The organism is Nocardioides sp. Z22_16 (genome assembly GCF_058134365.1).
In genome coordinates this window covers 559485-575215 of the sequence record NZ_JBYTTI010000001.1, presented here as the reverse complement: position 1 = coordinate 575215, position 15731 = coordinate 559485, and the positions used below count along the sequence as shown (strand labels likewise).

Genomic DNA, 15731 nt, shown 5'->3' with positions numbered 1-15731 from the left:
GACGCTGACGCACCACGTGCTCTCCCCAGCCGGTGCTCCGGCTTCCCGCCAGGCGGGCTGTGCACAGGCTGCCGCCGGCTGGCCGCGCCGGACCACTGGTCTCCCTCACGCTCCTGCCATGGAACGAGACGAGTGGCGCCCAGTCTGCCCGCCGGCCACGGTCGTGCCCCCGGCACGACTGGACCCCTCCGGGCTCCTGGGACCGACCCGCGGGCAGGCCCGGGGGAGGAGGTGGCGGCCCGTGGGTGGCGGCTTCCACGTGCCCTCCGATGTGGCCCGGACGCCTGAGCAACGAGCCGCGGAGGTGGCGGTGGCGCTGCCGCCCGGCGGACAGGTCACCGGCTGGGCGAGCCTGAGGCTGGCGGGCGGGGGATTCTTCGACGGGCTCTCCCCGGACGGCGCGTCGCTGCTGCCGGTGCCGATCCGCATCCCGCACGAGTACCGCCGGGCGGTCGCCGGGGCCAGGACGCTCCGCACGACCACCCCCACTCGCGGGCTGATGCGGCAGTCGATCCCGTGCAGCGACGTCGAGACGGCGGTGCTCGACGAGATGATGCTCGCCTCCCACGACCGGGCGGCCGTGGTGGTGATGGAGATGGCCATGGCGGCAGGACTGACGACCGTCGCCCAGGTGCGCCGACGTCTCGACCTCGACGTGCGCAGACGCGGGACCCGCCGGATGAGGTGGGCCCTGGGGCTGAGCGCCGAAGGGAGCGCCTCCCCGCGCGAGACCCTGATGCGCCTGGTCTGGCAGCTGGACGCCGGGTTCGACGAGCCGCTGGTCAACGCCCGGGTGGTCGACCTGGCCGGGCGGTTGGTGGGCGTCGCCGACCTCCTGGACGAGGAGCTCGGCGTCGCGGGGGAGTACGACGGCGCCCTGCACCGCTCCCGCTCCCGTCACCGGGCAGACGTCGACCGGGCGGAGCGGTTCCGCGCCGTCGGGCTGGAGACCTTCACCGTGGTGGCCGGGGACAGCCGACAGGTCCAGGTCCGGCGGATGAAGGCTGCCATGGAGCGGGCCAGGGCGTCGTCCGGGCCTCGGCGCTGGCGGGTGGTGGGCAGGTGAGGGGAAACCAGAGCACCAGATCGGCGGGCGAAGAGGTGCTTACGCTTCCCGCCACGGCCGGGAGAGGGTCAGCGCGGGCCGGGCAGCTTCCCGAAGGTCCGGTTGCAGCTCGCGCCGGCACACCGCATCAGCCGGGTGGTCCGCTTGTCGAGCTCGGCCGCCGTACGCCGGTAGCGCGGCGCCCGGGCGACGTTGCGCAGCTCCCACGGGTCGCGGGCGTGGTCGAAGAGCATCCGCTCGCCGGTGTTGACGTCGCGGGCGTAGGTGTAGCGGTCGGTGCGGACGCCCCGGAGCCCCCAGCCCTTCCAGCGCAGGTTGCGGTGCTTGCGCGGGTGGTACTTCTCGCCGGTCTGGATGAGCGTGGTGTCGCGCCACGGCTGCCTGCCGCCGAGCAGGGTACGGCGGAAGGAGACGCCGTCGACCTTGAGCCGCGGCTTCACCGAGCCGAGGTCGGCCATGGTGGCGACCAGGTCGACGAGGGTGACGGGCAGGTCGGAGCGGGCGCCGCTGGGCACTCCGGGGCCGGTGACGACCATCGGCACCTTCAGCGCCTCCTCGACCAGGTTGTTCTTCTTGTGGAGCCGCCGCTCGCCCATGCTGAACCCGTTGTCGGAGGTGAAGACGACGTAGGTGTTGTCGGCCTCGCCGGCGGCGTCGAGCTCGGCGAAGAGGCTGGCCACGGCGTCGTCGACCGACTGCAGCGAGCGGATCCGCGCCTCCCACTTCTTCTGCACCTGCCGGGCCGGCATCTTCTTGCCGCGCATCTTCTTCGGCAGCCCGCCGCGCACCTTCTTGTTGAACGACTTGGCCTTGATCGAGGGGGCGACCTCGTTGATCTCCATGTCGGCGTGCTTCTGGGCGGGCGGTGCGGAGACCAGGCCGCCGGGGCCGTACTGCTGGCGCTCGTGGGGGGCGATGTGGTTGGAGAGCAGCAGGAACGGCTTGTCGGCGGCGGCCATCTTGCGCACCGCGTCGTTGGTCTTCTCCTCGATGCGGGTGGTGACGTAGTCGTCGCGCCACTGCTCGCGGCCGAAGAAGTGGAAGCGGTAGTAGTCGGTGGGGTTGCCGGTGATCGGCTCCCACACGTGCCAGCCGGGGTCGCGCGGGCTGTCGTGCTCGTAGCCGTTGGCGTGCTTGCCGACGAAGGCGGTGTTGTAGCCCTGGCCGGCGAACCAGGTGCCGAGGGTGTTGTCGGTCTTGATCCGGTCGTAGCCGCCGTACTTGGACTCGTTGTGCCGCACGCCGTTGTTCTGCGCGTACTGCCCGGTGAGCAGCATGGCGCGGGCGGGGCAGCAGAGCGGGTGCGGGGAGACGGCGTCGGTGAGGTCGAGGCCTCGCTCGCGCATCAGCGCCTGGGTCTTGGGCATCTGGTCGAGCTCGTCGGCGCGCATGTCGTCGGTGAGCACCATGACGATGTTGGGCCGGTCGTCGCTCCCGTCGCCGGCCTCGAGCCGGGAGGAGTCGATGGTCGCGTAGGGGCGGCGGTCGCTGCCGGCGCCCTCCCAGGCCGTCGAGGACGCCGCGGCCCCCGACGCCGCCGCCCCGCTGGGCTCGGTGGCGTCGGCGCAGCCGGTGAGTCCCTGGAGGAGCAGCGTCGCGCCGAGCGAGATCGTCAGTGCCTGCCGCAGTCCCCGAGCCAGATGATGCATGAGGGCGATCCTGCCATCGAGATGGTCAAGGGGTTTCCCGAGGTGCACAACGGGGCAGGAACGACGGGAGGGCGATGCGGCGCGGGCGAATCGGGGAGTCATGGAGCAAGGGCGTACGACGGGGAGCAAGGTGGCGCTCGGAGCCGTCCTCTTCGTGGTGGTCGCCGTGATCGTGGCGGCGCTGACCGTCTCGATCACCAGCCGGGGGAGCGGGTCCGACGACGAGGCCGCCGGCGGTGGGGGCGACGACGGCGCGACGACGACGCAGCCGGTCGAGGAGACCGCGGCCCCCGAGCCGGTGATGATCGGCGACAACCCGGCCGTCCAGGCGTGCGCGCTGCTGCCGGTGGAGGTGGTGGAGGCGGTGACCAAGCCGATGTCGCCCCGCGGCTACGTCACCCAGCGGCTCCAGTCGGTCCCGGTGTCGAACCAGGAGGTGAAGCGGATCTCCCGGACGGTCGGTGAGAGCGTCGACACCAGCTGCCGCTACCTCTACAACGACCACGACCTCGACCCGAAGCGCAAGAACTCCACGCTGCTCCAGGTGGACGTGCGCAACTTCGCCGACGCCGAGACCGTGGCGAAGAAGATGCGGCGCACCGAGCGGTCGGGGACCGGCAAGGAGCTGGCCTACCTGCGGCGCACCAACGCCGAGCAGTGGATCATCGACCTCGAGATCGACAGCGCCAAGCGGTCCGGCGGCGTACCGGTCAAGGGCCTCGACGGGGTGCTCCACGTGAAGGGCGGCCGCAAGTTCGTGGTCGGGCACGGCCACGCCATGGTCTCGGTCTCCCTGGGGACCTCCGACATCAGCACCTTCACGCCCCCGCCGCTGACGCCGAAGGAGTACCGCCAGCAGGTGCCGGTGATGAAGCAGCTCTTCGCCACGATCGCGGAGCGCATCGCCGACCCGGCGATCGCCGGGCAGCCGCTGCCCACCAGCCTCGACGGCTCGACGGAGTCGCCCGAGGGGATCGCCTGGCTGGAGCCGTGCGAGGTGCTCACGCCCGAGATCTTCGAGGAGGTCTTCGGCAAGGCCGAGACCGACCAGCCCGAGGTGATGTCGCTGCCGCGCTCCCCCGAGGAGCGCCGGGCGATCGGGTCGGAGCCGTTCACCCAGGTGTCGTCCAGCTCGTGCACCCGCCAGGTCAGCGAGAGGAACCCCCGAGGGGACATCGGCTACACCGCAGACCTGACCATGGAGATCCGCTTCGCCCAGGACGACGTGGAGGCCATGGAGGTGCTCGCGGTCCACTATGTGCGGACGACGTACCCGCAGCATCTGTGGGACGAGGTGACGATCGACGGGGCCAGGGTGATCGGCCTGGTGGATCAGCTCGAGGGGACGGCCGCCGACGTGGCCTACCTCTTCGACGACAGCAGGCTCCAGGGCGACACCCGGAAGGCCTACTTCACCGTCGGGCCCTACGAGGTGTCGCTCACCGGGCTCGGGCCCCAGGGGAAGAAGGGCCTGCTCGACTACAAGCCGCACACCCCGGAGCAGTACCAGACGGCGGTCGAGCTGGTCGCCGAGCGCATCCGGCAGCTCGCCGGCCTCGACGAGGAGGAGTGACATGACCGAGAACGACGAGCAGCAGGCGCCGCGCGGGCGTCACGGGCCGGTGGCGGCCCGGGTGGTGACCCAGGACCCGTTCTGGTCGGTGGTCCGCCGGCGCCATCCCGAGGTCGACATCGTGGTGCTCCCCGACGAGCCCGAGGTCCCCACGCCGCCGGGTGCGGCGGTGGAGGAGCCGGCGACCGCGGCGGCTCGCGAGGACGGTGACGTGCGCCGCGCCTGGGTGCGGCTGGTCGGCGACCTCGGCCCGGTGGAGGCGGGCTGGTCCGCGCGCTGGGTGCCGGGCGGGGCTCCCGACCGGGTGCGGCGGGAGGCGACGCTGACCGCCGACGGGGTCGACGCGGTGACGGTGGTGAGCCGGCTGGAGAGCGCCGCGCAGTCCCTGCGCGACGACGGCTGGCAGGTGCTGGTGCCGCCGACCGGCTTCCCCCGGGTGATGGCGGGGCGCGACGGTGCGCTGGGCCGCGCCGAGCTCCAGCTGGTGCTGGTCCCCGAGGCCGGGCGGCTGGTGCTGCGGGTGCGCAGCGTCGACCACGCGGTCGGCGAGGCCACGGCGCACGAGCTGGCGGTGGCGTCGTGACGCACATGGAGTGGGAGATGGCGGCCATCCAGCGCGGCATCGGCCGGTGGGAGGAGCTGGAGACCCTGATGTCGGAGGCCGCCGACGAGCTGGGCTCGGCGCCCACGGGCGGGGTGGCGCCGAGCGTCAAGGGCGCGGCGTCGGCCTTCCTGACGGCGTGGACGGGTTACGCCAAGGAGAGCAAGGCGATCGCGGAGGGCTTCACCGGGGCGCTGCGTGCCTCGGTCGCCGACGTGGTCGGCACCGACTCGGGGCAGGCGGCCGACTACGGCCAGCTCGACGGGCGTCTGGGGCCGCAGCGATGAGCACGGTGTCGATCGAGGTCCCGGCGGAGGTGCCGCCGATCCGGCGGCCCGGCGGCAACCCGGGCAGCGCCGACTCCCTGGCCGAGGCGCTCTATGCCGCGGCGGGGCGCTACGAGGAGTTCGGCGACGCCGCCGCCTCGTTGCAGAGCATGGAGGACAGCTGGTGGGGCGAGGCCTACGTCGCCTACCGGGAGGCGGCCACCAAGGCGTCGGGGGAGCACTCCTCGATGGCGGCGACGGTCAAGCGGATCGGCCACGCGGTCACGGCGTACGCCGACACGCTGCGCGACCTGCTGCGCACCCACGAACAGCTGCAGGACCGGCGTACGGCGGCCAACACGCGGCGCGACGTGCTGCTGGCCGACATCAAGGCCGCCACCGAGGCGACCCCGGAGCAGATCGCCGAGCTCAAGAGCCGGGCGCGCGACCTGGTCAAGACGGTCGACGACCTGGTGACCGACCGCGACGTGCTGCTGGCGCAGGTGCAGGCTGCCGAAGACCTGCTGCGCCGCTCGTTCGAGGCCGCCACCGACCTGGGCGACGCCCTCTCCGACCTGGGCGGGGTCAGCGACACCGCCCGCGACGCGATGAACAAGCCCGGTGCGCCCGGGCCCAACGCGAGCCCCGAGCAGGTGCACGACTGGTGGTCCGGCCTCACCGACGCGGAGCGGGAGGCCGTCACGTCGGCGTACCCGGAGGTGATCGGCGCCGCCGACGGGCTGCCCGCCGGTGCCCGCGACGACGCCAACCGGGTGCTGCTCGACGGCGACCTGGCCCGGCTGACCGCCAAGGAGGACGACGGCACGCTGACGCCGCTGGAGCGCAAGGCGCTGGAGAACGCCCGGGCGACGGAGAAGGCGCTGCGCAACGCGGAGGGCTATGAGGACCCGCTGCCCGGCACCGGCCAGCGGCCGGGCGCGCAGCTGTGGCTCTACGACCCGACCGCCTTCGACGGGGACGGCCGGGTGGCCGTCGCGGTGGGTGACCTGGACACCGCGGAGGACGTCGCGGTCTTCACCCCCGGCATCACCACCGACATGGGCAAGGTCGACGAGTACACCGGCCAGATGTACAACCTCTACGAGGCGACCCGCTACAACGGCGACGGCTCGAGCGTGGCGGCCATGTTCTGGCTGGGGTACGACGCACCCGACAGCGTCGTGGACCCCGCCACCGTCACCGAGGGTCGCGCCGAGGACGGCGGGCGCCGGCTGGCCGACGCCATCGACGGGCTGCGAGCGAGTCGCGGCGACGACCCCGACGACCGTGCCCACCTGACCGCCATCGGGCACAGCTACGGCTCGACCGCCACCTCCTACGCGACGGGCAAGTTCGACGTCGACGCCGACGACGTGGTGCTGGTCGGCAGCCCGGGCGCCGGGCCGGCCGACCAGGCGAGCGACTTCAACGTCGGCAAGGACCACGTCTACGTGGGCCGCGACAGCCGCGACATGGTGGCCTTCCTGGGCGACGAGGGCTGGGTGGGCAAGGGCCCGGTCGGTCTCGGCACCGATCCTTCGTCGGAGGACTTCGGCGCGACCCGGTTCGAGGCGGAGCGGGTCGATCGCGGGTCGATCCCGAGCGCGGGCGAGGCGCACTCCAGCTATCTGCGGGTCGACTCCGAGTCGCTCTACAACATCGGCCTGATCGTGGACGGTCATGGCGACCAGGTCAACGAGGCCGAGCACAGCTATGACCCGTGGTACTCCGAGGCGGAGGACCCGGAGTGGACCCGCGACCCCACGGAGCGGGTGCCCGGCCGCTCGGAGACGAGCGACCGTCGATGACGGCGCGACGTGGTGTGGTCGTGCAGACGGCGGCCCTGGGTGCCATGCTGGCGCTCGTGCTGGGTGGATGCGGGTCAGAGCCGGAGCCCGAGGAGTCGCGCGCGTCGCTGACGGCCTCGCAGGAACAGGTCGAGAGCCAGCTCCGGGAGGCCGCCGACGTGCTCGCCGGGGCCGGCTTCGAGGTCACCGAGGCGACCGGCGAGTGGCGGATGTGCGGCATGGACCCGCGGCAGGCGATGGAGTACTCGGCCGGCGGCACGCTGACCGGGGGGGACGGCGACGCCGCCGCCCGGGTGGCAGCGGCCTCCGGGCTCCTGGAAGGCGAGGGGTGGGAGGTCGAGAGCGCGGCGGAGACCCCCCGCCCCTACGCCAACCTGGTCAGCGGCGAGGGAGACGAGCGGGCCCGGCTGAGCGTCGTGGAGGCGAAGTTCGAGCCGGGCGTCCTGACCCTCGGGGTCACGGGTGCCTGTCTGGAGGCCTCCCACGACGACACGGGCGAGCGGCTGGGCGAGACGTTCGACGTGCTCTGAGGATCACAGCCTCCGGCACTGGCCTTCCTTGTCACCGGCGACCCGGTTGCCGGCGCCGGCCGGTCGGGGGCTGTTGTCCTCGCACTGCAGGTTGCCGTCCACCACATTGCGGCGCACCACGAAGCGCCCGTTGTCCTCGAGCTGGATGTCGCCGTCGACGACGGAGCGCACGATCCGGCCCTTGCCGCCGTCCTCGAGCTGGATGTTGCCCCCGACGCGGGAGCGGTCGCCGTTGCGCGGCTTCACCACGACGCGCTTGAACCTCTCGCCCTGGATGTCACCGTCGACGCGGATGCCGCTGGCGACCAGCGTCCCGCCGCTCTCGACCTCGATATTGCCCTCGACCCGCGTGCCGTTGAGCCGGCAGGTGACGTTCCGTGGGACGACGAGGTTGTCGTCGAGGGTGGTGGCGCCCAGGGTGCCGCGGCAGCTGACGTCGTCGGCGTACGCCGGGGCGGCGACCAGGACGCCTCCGGCGGCGAGGAGGGGGAGGGTGGCGAGGGCGGCGAGTGTCGTCTTCATGGGGAGGAGGGTCCCCGGCGCGGGTGAACGGACGGTGACCGTGGGGTGAAGGGCCCGCCCGGTGCGGGCGTCGTACCGGAGAAGGGCAAAAACCGACCGCAGCTCCGAACCCCTTCTCGGGGCCGGAGCTGCGGAGTCGTAGCGAGGAGCGGAGACTACTTCTTCCTGCTGCCGCCCTTGGCCTTGGAGGCCGCCTGCTTCTCCGTCGTGGCACCGGCGGTGCTCAGCTGGCCGGAGGAGTTCTCCAGGTGGGCGCGGACGAACCAGTGGAACTGCTCGAGCTCGGAGGTCTGGGAGATGAGCAGGTCCTCGGTGACCGGGTCGAGCTCGCCGGCCTCCTCGATCGCCTTGCGGTTGCTCTCGATGATCCCGGTGTAGACCAGGTCGAGGGCGCCGAGGTGGGCCTGGGCGGTGTCGCGGCCGATGGAGTACTCGTCCCAGGTGCGTCCCTCGACGAGGCGACCCGGGGTGCCGATCGGCACACCACCCATGGTCGCGATGCGCTCGGCGGTGTCGTCAGCGAAGCCGCGGACGGCCTCGACCTGCGGGTCGATCATCTCGTGCACGGAGATGAAGTTCGGACCGACGACGTTCCAGTGCACGTGCTTGAGGGTGAGGTGAAGGTCGTTGTAGGCGTTGAGACGATCCTGCAGCGCCTTGACGACGGTCTCGCTGTCCTTGGCGGACATGCCGGGCACGCGGTAACCGGTGGCCATCTGTATTCCTCCTGTGGGTTGGTTCGAGTCGGCCTGTACCCAGTCGGGGGATTGCTGAACAGGCAGCCCCACGCACCCGCCACACTGGGGCGGTGACACGACGCCCGCTCCTCCTGCTCCTGGCCGGGTACGTCGTCTTCCTCGCGGGTGTGCTCTTCCAGCCCGACGCCTCGCTGGCCGACCGGGTGATCTCAGAGACCCGTGACGTGCTGCTCTGGATCGGCTTCCCGCAGGAGCTCGCCACGTATGGTCGGGTGCAGTTTGGGCTCAACGCCTTGATGTTCGCCCCGCTGACCCTGCTGGCCTCGCTCGCGGTGCCGAAGCACCCGTGGGCGAACTGGGTCGTCTATGCGTTCGTCGGGTCGCTCGCGGTCGAACTGACGCAGGGCCTGCTGTTGCCCGTCAGGAGTGCGCAGTACGTGGACGTGGTGGCGAACACGTTGGGGGCGTTGCTGGGGGTGTTGCTCGAGCGGTGGCTCAACCGGCACCGAGGGCACTGACACGTCGTGCGGCCGAGTTCTTCCGAGCCCTGCGAGCCGAGGAGTCTGAGCGTGTCTCGCCCGACCAGCCTATGGCTTGGCGCCAGTTTCGCAGTGCACCGGATGAGGGGCCCTAGAGCTTGTTCCGTCGCGGCTGCCGAACCGCACGAGAGCAAGGTCGCAGGCATGGAGGAGGTCCGCTTCGACTCATTGGGTGAGACCGGTGAGCCGGGTACTTCGAGCAGTTTGCCTGGAAGGGCGTGCTCCCGACGGTTGTCGACGACGCTGTGGTAGGCAAACCGGCCAGCTATGACGCGCTGGTTGGGGTCGAGCCTCTCGTTCATCGGCGAGGACCACTCGCTTTTCTGGCTGCCGGCACTGTCGTCGACAGCGCCCGGCTCGTGCTCCTGCATGCCCCGCCTTGCAACGCGCAAAAGCCCCGTGGCGTGACCCCCACCGCAACTCTGCTGATGCTCCGTTCACGGCCTTCGTGAAGACGCCTAGCGCAACGTCACGAGCGTCCCTTCACCGCAGCGGTGTCTTTCAACCTTGCGGCTTGTGTCCAGGTCTCCGTGCCGCCCCTGGCAACTTACGTTCGGGGACACACTCGCATCCGGGCCGAAGAACGCGAGTGATGAGAGGCGGTAAGACTCCGGATTACCCCAGAACGGACGGTGCAGAAATCGGCGGATCCGAGATCCCATCAGTTCCCCAGCAGCGCGCCCAAATGCCTGCGGTCGCACCAGTCGTGTCGGTGATACTCCACCTCTCTCGGGCCCCTGACCGACATCGTAACGCGCAACCAGAGTTCGCCCGTCAGACCGACAACTGGCGGGTTGGCGTCCGTCCCCGGGGACGGGTAGAGGGCGAGCTACAGGAAGATGAGATGATCCGTGCGTGACACACGGTATCGCGGGACCAGGCACGGTCACGGTTGGTATTCCCTTTTCCAACGAACCGCCATCAATAATCGAAGCTTCCATCCGTTCGGTGTTTGCACAGACGAGCACCCAATGGCGGCTGACGCTCGTGGGCGACAACCCTCGGCAAGACACGGTTGAACTCCTGGCAGCGATCACAGACCCCCGAGTGGAACTGGTAGTGGACCGGCGGCGTCTCGGCCTTGCGTCGCGGCTAAATCAACTCGCAAGAATGTGCGAGACTCCGCTTCTCGCACGCATGGACGCCGATGACGTTATGCACCCTGACCGACTGGCAATACAAGTCAGCTATTTCTCAGACGACGACCTTGACGTCATGGGTTCTCGCGCCATCGCAGTTGACGAGAGCATGCACATACTCGGGCGCTTGCGGGAACCTCCGTTGCCCGAATCACCTGCCGGCTATCTAGTAAGCCACGCCTTGACTCATCCGACAGTGATGGGGCGGACGCAATGGTTCCGAAAGAATCCTTACGACCAGTCCCTTCGTCGAGGCGAAGACAAAGAACTTTGGTTGCGCACGAATGGCACCTCTCGGTTCCTCAAGACTCCGGAGGACACCCTGTTCTATCGGGTCGCCAAACCGCGAGTTGCGAAACATCGGCAAGACGCTCAACACGACAGGGCAGTCATCCGCCGTCATGCCCGTGCGCTGGTTGGGATCGGCGGCGAGAGGAAACTTCTGATCAGATCGATGGCCAAGGAAGTTATCTTCTCGTCCACGGTGCCGCTTGGTGCTGCGGGCCGCATCTTGCGTCGAAAGGTGGACGCCTTAGATGAAGCTAGCCGAGTCAGAGCCCACGCGGACATGACAGTCGCCCTCCGCGGAAGAGTCCCAGGATGGCCCTCGTGAAAGGGGCGTCCGAGAGAGAGGCTAACGCGGAAGTCTTGCCTCAAGGAACGCGCATAGTCCACGTGGTGCGGGAGCCCCTCGGGGGGATCATGCGCAATATTACGGACCTAGCGCGACACCAGACGGAGGCTGGTTACGAAGTGGGGCTGGTGTGTGGCCCGATCGACGCCCTGCATCCACCCAGGAACTTCGACGCGAAGTTGTTCCGTCTCGGCATTCACCTCGTACCCATCAGGCGAAAGCCGGGCGTCGGTGATGTCGCCACGATCCTGCAGGTCCGACGCGCCTTGAAAGCCATGAAGCCGGACGTAACACACGCGCACGGTGCCAAAGGGGGGCTCTACAGTCGGATAGCACGGATCGGCGCCACGATCTATTCTCCCCATGGAGGAGTACTGCACTACGGCGGCATCTCAGCTAGGCCTCTGTTCTTCGTGGAGCGTCAATTGCTTCGGCGGACGGACGGCCTAGTCTTTGTGGCGGAGTTTGAGAAGAAGTCCTTCCGGGACAAAATCGCACCGCCCGGTGATAATGCCCGACTGATTTACAATGGCCTTGACGAAGACGATTTCGTGCCGCTGCCCTTCGCGCCGAAGGAGTACGATGTCGCCTTCATGGGACATCTCCGTGAACTCAAGGGTGTTGATGTCCTAATCGAAGCCCTGACCCTCCTGGCTGAAGATGGCCATACCCCCCGTGTGTTAATTGCCGGCCCGGGCACCCGCGCTGAAGTGGAGAGATATAAAGGTCTGATAGAGGGACTGGGCCTCTTGAATGTTACCTTGGTGCCCCACAGTGTTGACGTTCGCGCCCGCTTAGCATCCGCGAAACTGGCCGTAATGCCTTCCCTTGCCGAGGCACTCGGCTACTTTGCTCTCGAAGTCACGGCCGTTGGTGTCCCACTGATCGCGACAAGGACTGGCGGACTGCCAGAGGTGTTTGGGCCGACGGCCGGGCGTCTAGTGTCGCCTGGGGACCCGCAGGCTTTGGCGCTTTCTATCGCACAGCATCTTGAGAACCTTGATCAGGCTGAATCTGAAGGGAAGTTGCGGCAAGAACACGTCCGAGCGACCTTCACAAAAGAGGCGATGTTTGAGGGAACAGAACGTGTGTACGCCGCAGCATTAGCCAACAGGCGTTTGGTGCGTTAGTCTTGATCGTCTACTTCGCAATCCTGTTGATGGTTGTTCTTGGCGCGCTTGTGGCAGATTCCGCCGCTAGCGCCATTGGAAGAACATCAGGCCCGCTTCGCGGCCGCGACATTCTGGTCCATCACCGTCGCGCTCACACCGTTTGGGACTGGCTCCCAGTCCTACTGTTGGTTGGGTTTTTGGGCTCGCGAGTCGGGGTGGGAACCGACTATCCGCTTTACGCGACGTTGTATCGACGCACCGAACCAGAATACTGGGCATACACGCTACGGGAGTCCCCGCAAGAGATCGGCTACACCGTTCTGCAGTTGCTCGGCAAAAGCGCGGGTCTTGAATTTCAGTCATTCCTGTGGGTAATGGCTTTCCTCACGGTAGTCCCAGTTGCTCTTGCGCTGCGACGCGAGGCTCTGCCTCTGACCGTGGGATTGGCAGCCTACGTCATGGCAGGACATTACCTGGCTTCTTTCAACATCATGCGTCAGGGGGCTGCAATGAGCCTCATACTTCTCGCTGTGACGCTGTTGCCCAGGCGAACGTGGTTCTTGGCCCTAAGCGTCCTAGCTGGATTGCTGCATTCGAGCGCCATCCCTGTTGCTGCCCTACTCTACCTCGCGAAGTCGGTGCGGCCCACACCAAAGCTTCTGGTCGCTGCCGCAGCGGGAGGGCTAGTGCTTGCGGCCGTTTATGCCTCGTCAAGTATCGTCCTCAACGTCGCGTTGGCCTTGAATCCGCGCTACGCTGATTATTTGGGCGGAGATGGGTCTGGAATTGGGACATACCTGGTTGCGGTCGCACATCTGCTTCTCGTGTCACTGCTTGTCCTACGCAGAGAGCACCTGAACGCGCGCACTGCCCGCTACACCACGTATGCCATCCTGGGTTTGCCGTTCATCCTCCTCGGAACGCAAAGCGTGGTGCTAGGGCGTCTCGAACTCTACTTCGCGATCTTTCTAATACCCGCTTATGCAGCACAGTGGAATCAACTCAGGCCGGTCGTGAGATTCGGGCTAGGCCTCGGAATGTTGGCCTATTTCGTTGCTTACGCCTCAAGCTTTGGAGACTTACTCCCCTATGTGTCCTCGCTTACAACGAGCAACTAGACGATGAAAAGGACTTTCGGAGCGCTTCTTGACCAAGGTGCGCTATCAATTACGGCCTTCGTGGTCACCGTTTCCGCTGCTCGCCTCGGATCGCCAGCGGAATTCGGTTTGATCGCTGGACTACAAGTTGTGACCGCAACTCTGGTGCAGGCGGTTCGCCAAACTGTAGGGGCCTCGCTTCTGCATCGTGGAGCAACTGATCGGCTTCTCGCTCGAGCTGTTACGACGGTATCGGTTCTCCTCGCGTCTCTGTGCGCGCTTAGCGCCGCGGCGGCCTACATGTTTGGCTGGATGACCCTTCCCGTCGCATTTGCCTTTTGTGCCGCCGCTACGGGCTCCTTAGTTCAAGAGCGTGCCCGTCTTGAGTTCCAAGCACGACGTCGAAACCACGTGAGCGGGTACCTGGGATGTCTGGTCCTGATAATGGGATGCTCCATCGCGTTAACCGCCGATATCACTCAGTCGAGCGCATGGGTTCCATGGGCCGGAGTGGGCCTGGTCTCGACCATGGTGGGGGGGGTGAGCTTAAGACGGTCAATTTTCCCGTCTTTCCCAGCCCTAGCCTGCGCGTATAAGACCTATCGTGCAGAGTGGAAGCATACAGGCACGTCGTTCGCGATCCAATCGCTCACTTGGATCGGTCCTGTCGGTCTACTGGGTGCTACAAGCGGAGCGGGCGCGTTAGCTGGGTATCGCGGCGCGCAGTCTTTGGTTGCGGTTGCCCAGCAGGTGCCGCAGGCACTATTCCCCGTTTTCTTGGCACGTTCATCTACCGCGCGGGCAGCGTGCCGGGAGATGTGGCGTTGGATCGCTATTCAGGCGACAGTCTTTGGCAGCCTCTGTGTGGTGTTCTTCGTTGGAAGTGACAAGTTGGGATCAGCACTTCTGGGTGAGTCGTGGGCGAAGGCAGAACCAGCATTGATTCCGATTGCGATAGCCGGATTCCTAGCTGCGATTAGTCTCGGTTGTGAGATCAGCTTGCGCCTGGCTGCACGCACCGCCCTATTGGTCAGGGCGAGGTTGATCACGGTGGTCCCGCAACTACTCGTCGTAGGCGTCGGGATCTGGAGCTGGGGTCTCACCGGTGCTGTGTGGGGAGCTGTAATCGGTCAAACTTTGGTGTGTCTCACGCTGCTTAAAGCAGTGTCTAACTCAATCTCGCGGCGGTTGTGATCAGCCAATGGGGTCAAAGCTGAAGAGCGCGATTGAGAAAGTCTAGCAAGCCATCGCGCATTGATTGCGTGCGCTCCTGATTAATCGGTCGAGGACGAATTGACTCCAGCGAAGCGAGCCGACTGTCCAAACTATCCAGGAGTTCTGCAATCCGCGCTACATTGCCGTGGACGCCGAACTGCGAGGATGCTCCCTCGAGCTTCTGGTCGTAGTACTCATCCAACGACGCGCCGATAGTTGGTACGCCCTCAGACATTGCGAATATCAGTGGGTGATAGCGACTCGTTATAACGGAGTCGGCGAGCCCAAGAAGCGCTTTAGTGGAAGCTGCAGAGAGAGGTGTCTCAAGGATTCGCATGGCGCTGGGTCCGAGCCCTGTCCGGTCAAGGATGTCGCGCGCAGTGGCACGATCGTCTGAATATCTTCCGCGCGTCATGTTGGGGACAAACAGGAGCTCCAAGCCTCGTGTCGATGCGCGGGCCTGTAGCTCAATGATGAGGCTTGCGTACTCCTCCATTTGCTGGGAGCTGAAGTTGGCCCGCTTGTGCAACGAGACGGCCAGGAATCTGCCAGCGATACCACTTGCTCTTAGTGCTTTGACTGCTGTCTGCCGATCCGTGTCTGTGGGCGTCAGCAGAAGTGCCCAGTCGCCTTCCACCTGGGCGTGACCGACACCCAGAGACTCGACCACCGCGAGGGAAGGCCTCTCGCGCACGCGCACTACCTCGGCCAAGTTGAGCATGGCGGACGCGTTTGCACGTAGCAGAGGATGAGCAAGAGGTCCTACGCCTTGGCCCAGAAAAGCTATTGGTACATTGTGACGGACTGCGTACTCCGTGAGAAGCCTCCATGAGTAGACGCCGTGAATTGCGTAGTCGTCGGTAATCGCGCCAGCCCCCGTGAATATCAAGCCCTGACTGTGGGCTACGAGTTCCTCCCATTCGCGGGCGAGCGAGGACGTGGATGTTCCAGCCAGCTCATTCTCAAGTATCTTCTGTGCTGCGCGAATCCGGAACGGCCGACTAACCAGTTTGTGAGGTATGGACGGATTTTCCCTGCCTGGAAAGAATCGTTCGCCGCGCTGAAGTGCCGGGTATAGAAAGGGGTGGACCTTGACGTTGGATACCGGCACATCCCACTGGGAGGGGTGCTGACCGTCTGTCACAATCTCCAAGCCCGGGTACTGGGCCCGAACTATTCCAGCAGCCGCTTCCCACATGCATTCGTCCCCCAGGTTGGAGGAGTTGTTGGCGCTTCCGACCATTACGATGCGTTGGAGGTTCATGGCGACCTTCCGAGTATC

Annotated in this window: 14 protein-coding genes; 10 read left to right on the top strand and 4 right to left on the bottom strand. The window is 66.7% G+C overall.

Features of this window, described 5'->3' with window-relative positions; genetic code table 11:
* The first annotated feature begins 118 nt into the window (after positions 1-118).
* Positions 119-1066 carry a hypothetical protein gene (locus AC3X7R_RS02745; protein ID WP_489964022.1) on the top strand — a complete coding sequence of 316 codons (948 nt, stop codon included), beginning with the start codon at positions 119-121 and terminating at the stop codon, positions 1064-1066.
* Positions 1067-1134: 68 nt separating this feature from the next.
* Here AC3X7R_RS02745 and AC3X7R_RS02740 read toward each other — a convergent pair whose 3' ends face one another.
* Entirely contained in the window at positions 1135-2715 is a 1581-nt protein-coding gene (locus AC3X7R_RS02740; RefSeq protein ID WP_489964021.1) for a sulfatase family protein, read from the bottom strand.
* Between the two features lie 100 nt (positions 2716-2815).
* Between AC3X7R_RS02740 and AC3X7R_RS02735 the strand changes: the two genes are divergently transcribed.
* The 5 genes from AC3X7R_RS02735 to AC3X7R_RS02715 are packed head-to-tail and all read left to right on the top strand — an operon-like array spanning position 2816 to position 7493.
* Positions 2816-4288: a hypothetical protein gene (locus AC3X7R_RS02735; protein WP_489964020.1), complete on the top strand. Its 1473-nt coding sequence runs from the start codon at positions 2816-2818 to the stop codon at positions 4286-4288.
* 1 nt (position 4289) lies between these two features.
* A complete protein-coding gene (locus AC3X7R_RS02730; protein ID WP_489964019.1) occupies positions 4290-4871 on the top strand; it encodes a hypothetical protein in 582 nt (193 codons plus the stop codon).
* The gene (locus tag AC3X7R_RS02725) at positions 4868-5176 is read left to right on the top strand and encodes a hypothetical protein (RefSeq protein ID WP_489964018.1); all 309 of its coding nucleotides are present in this window, start codon (positions 4868-4870) and stop codon (positions 5174-5176) included. Before AC3X7R_RS02730 ends, AC3X7R_RS02725 begins: the two co-directional genes overlap by 4 nt.
* Positions 5173-6963: an alpha/beta hydrolase gene (locus AC3X7R_RS02720; protein ID WP_489964017.1), complete on the top strand. Its 1791-nt coding sequence runs from the start codon at positions 5173-5175 to the stop codon at positions 6961-6963. The genes AC3X7R_RS02725 and AC3X7R_RS02720 overlap by 4 nt, the downstream gene beginning before the upstream one ends.
* Complete coding sequence (locus tag AC3X7R_RS02715) at positions 6960-7493, top strand: hypothetical protein (RefSeq protein WP_489964016.1); 534 nt, start codon at positions 6960-6962, stop codon at positions 7491-7493. The genes AC3X7R_RS02720 and AC3X7R_RS02715 overlap by 4 nt, the downstream gene beginning before the upstream one ends.
* 3 nt (positions 7494-7496) lie before the next feature.
* Here the strand turns inward: AC3X7R_RS02715 and AC3X7R_RS02710 are convergent, their stop codons facing one another.
* Both AC3X7R_RS02710 and AC3X7R_RS02705 read right to left on the bottom strand, forming a co-directional pair.
* Positions 7497-8015, bottom strand: a complete 519-nt coding sequence (locus tag AC3X7R_RS02710) for a hypothetical protein (protein ID WP_489964015.1) — start codon at positions 8013-8015, stop codon at positions 7497-7499.
* Between the two features lie 155 nt (positions 8016-8170).
* Entirely contained in the window at positions 8171-8731 is a 561-nt protein-coding gene (locus tag AC3X7R_RS02705) for a Dps family protein (RefSeq protein ID WP_489964014.1), read from the bottom strand.
* 92 nt (positions 8732-8823) lie between these two features.
* On the opposite strand from AC3X7R_RS02705, the gene AC3X7R_RS02700 reads away from it, so the two are divergent.
* From AC3X7R_RS02700 to AC3X7R_RS02685, 4 genes are all read left to right on the top strand, one after another.
* The gene (locus AC3X7R_RS02700) at positions 8824-9231 is read left to right on the top strand and encodes a VanZ family protein (protein ID WP_489964013.1); all 408 of its coding nucleotides are present in this window, start codon (positions 8824-8826) and stop codon (positions 9229-9231) included.
* A gap of 876 nt (positions 9232-10107) precedes the next feature.
* Entirely contained in the window at positions 10108-11004 is an 897-nt protein-coding gene (locus tag AC3X7R_RS02695; protein WP_489964012.1) for a glycosyltransferase family 2 protein, read from the top strand.
* The gene (locus AC3X7R_RS02690) at positions 10992-12155 is read left to right on the top strand and encodes a glycosyltransferase family 4 protein (protein ID WP_489964011.1); all 1164 of its coding nucleotides are present in this window, start codon (positions 10992-10994) and stop codon (positions 12153-12155) included. The genes AC3X7R_RS02695 and AC3X7R_RS02690 overlap by 13 nt, the downstream gene beginning before the upstream one ends.
* 2 nt (positions 12156-12157) lie before the next feature.
* Positions 12158-13255, top strand: a complete 1098-nt coding sequence (locus AC3X7R_RS02685) for an EpsG family protein (RefSeq protein ID WP_489964010.1) — start codon at positions 12158-12160, stop codon at positions 13253-13255.
* A 1186-nt stretch (positions 13256-14441) separates the two neighbouring features.
* Here AC3X7R_RS02685 and AC3X7R_RS02680 read toward each other — a convergent pair.
* Positions 14442-15713 (bottom strand): polysaccharide pyruvyl transferase family protein, encoded by a 1272-nt coding sequence (locus AC3X7R_RS02680; RefSeq protein ID WP_489964009.1) that lies wholly within the window; start codon positions 15711-15713, stop codon positions 14442-14444.
* Positions 15714-15731 lie beyond the last annotated feature (18 nt).

Excerpts from the sequence above, each read along its gene's own strand:
- AC3X7R_RS02745 (WP_489964022.1), top strand. The coding sequence starts at position 119 with ATGGAACGAGACGAGTGGCGCCCAGTCTGCCCGCCGGCCACGGTCGTG.
- AC3X7R_RS02740 (WP_489964021.1), bottom strand. The coding sequence starts at position 2,715 with ATGCATCATCTGGCTCGGGGACTGCGGCAGGCACTGACGATCTCGCTC.
- AC3X7R_RS02735 (WP_489964020.1), top strand. The coding sequence starts at position 2,816 with ATGGAGCAAGGGCGTACGACGGGGAGCAAGGTGGCGCTCGGAGCCGTC.
- AC3X7R_RS02730 (WP_489964019.1), top strand. The coding sequence starts at position 4,290 with ATGACCGAGAACGACGAGCAGCAGGCGCCGCGCGGGCGTCACGGGCCG.
- AC3X7R_RS02720 (WP_489964017.1), top strand. The coding sequence starts at position 5,173 with ATGAGCACGGTGTCGATCGAGGTCCCGGCGGAGGTGCCGCCGATCCGG.
- AC3X7R_RS02715 (WP_489964016.1), top strand. The coding sequence starts at position 6,960 with ATGACGGCGCGACGTGGTGTGGTCGTGCAGACGGCGGCCCTGGGTGCC.
- AC3X7R_RS02710 (WP_489964015.1), bottom strand. The coding sequence starts at position 8,015 with ATGAAGACGACACTCGCCGCCCTCGCCACCCTCCCCCTCCTCGCCGCC.
- AC3X7R_RS02705 (WP_489964014.1), bottom strand. The coding sequence starts at position 8,731 with ATGGCCACCGGTTACCGCGTGCCCGGCATGTCCGCCAAGGACAGCGAG.
- AC3X7R_RS02690 (WP_489964011.1), top strand. The coding sequence starts at position 10,992 with ATGGCCCTCGTGAAAGGGGCGTCCGAGAGAGAGGCTAACGCGGAAGTC.
- AC3X7R_RS02680 (WP_489964009.1), bottom strand. The coding sequence starts at position 15,713 with ATGAACCTCCAACGCATCGTAATGGTCGGAAGCGCCAACAACTCCTCC.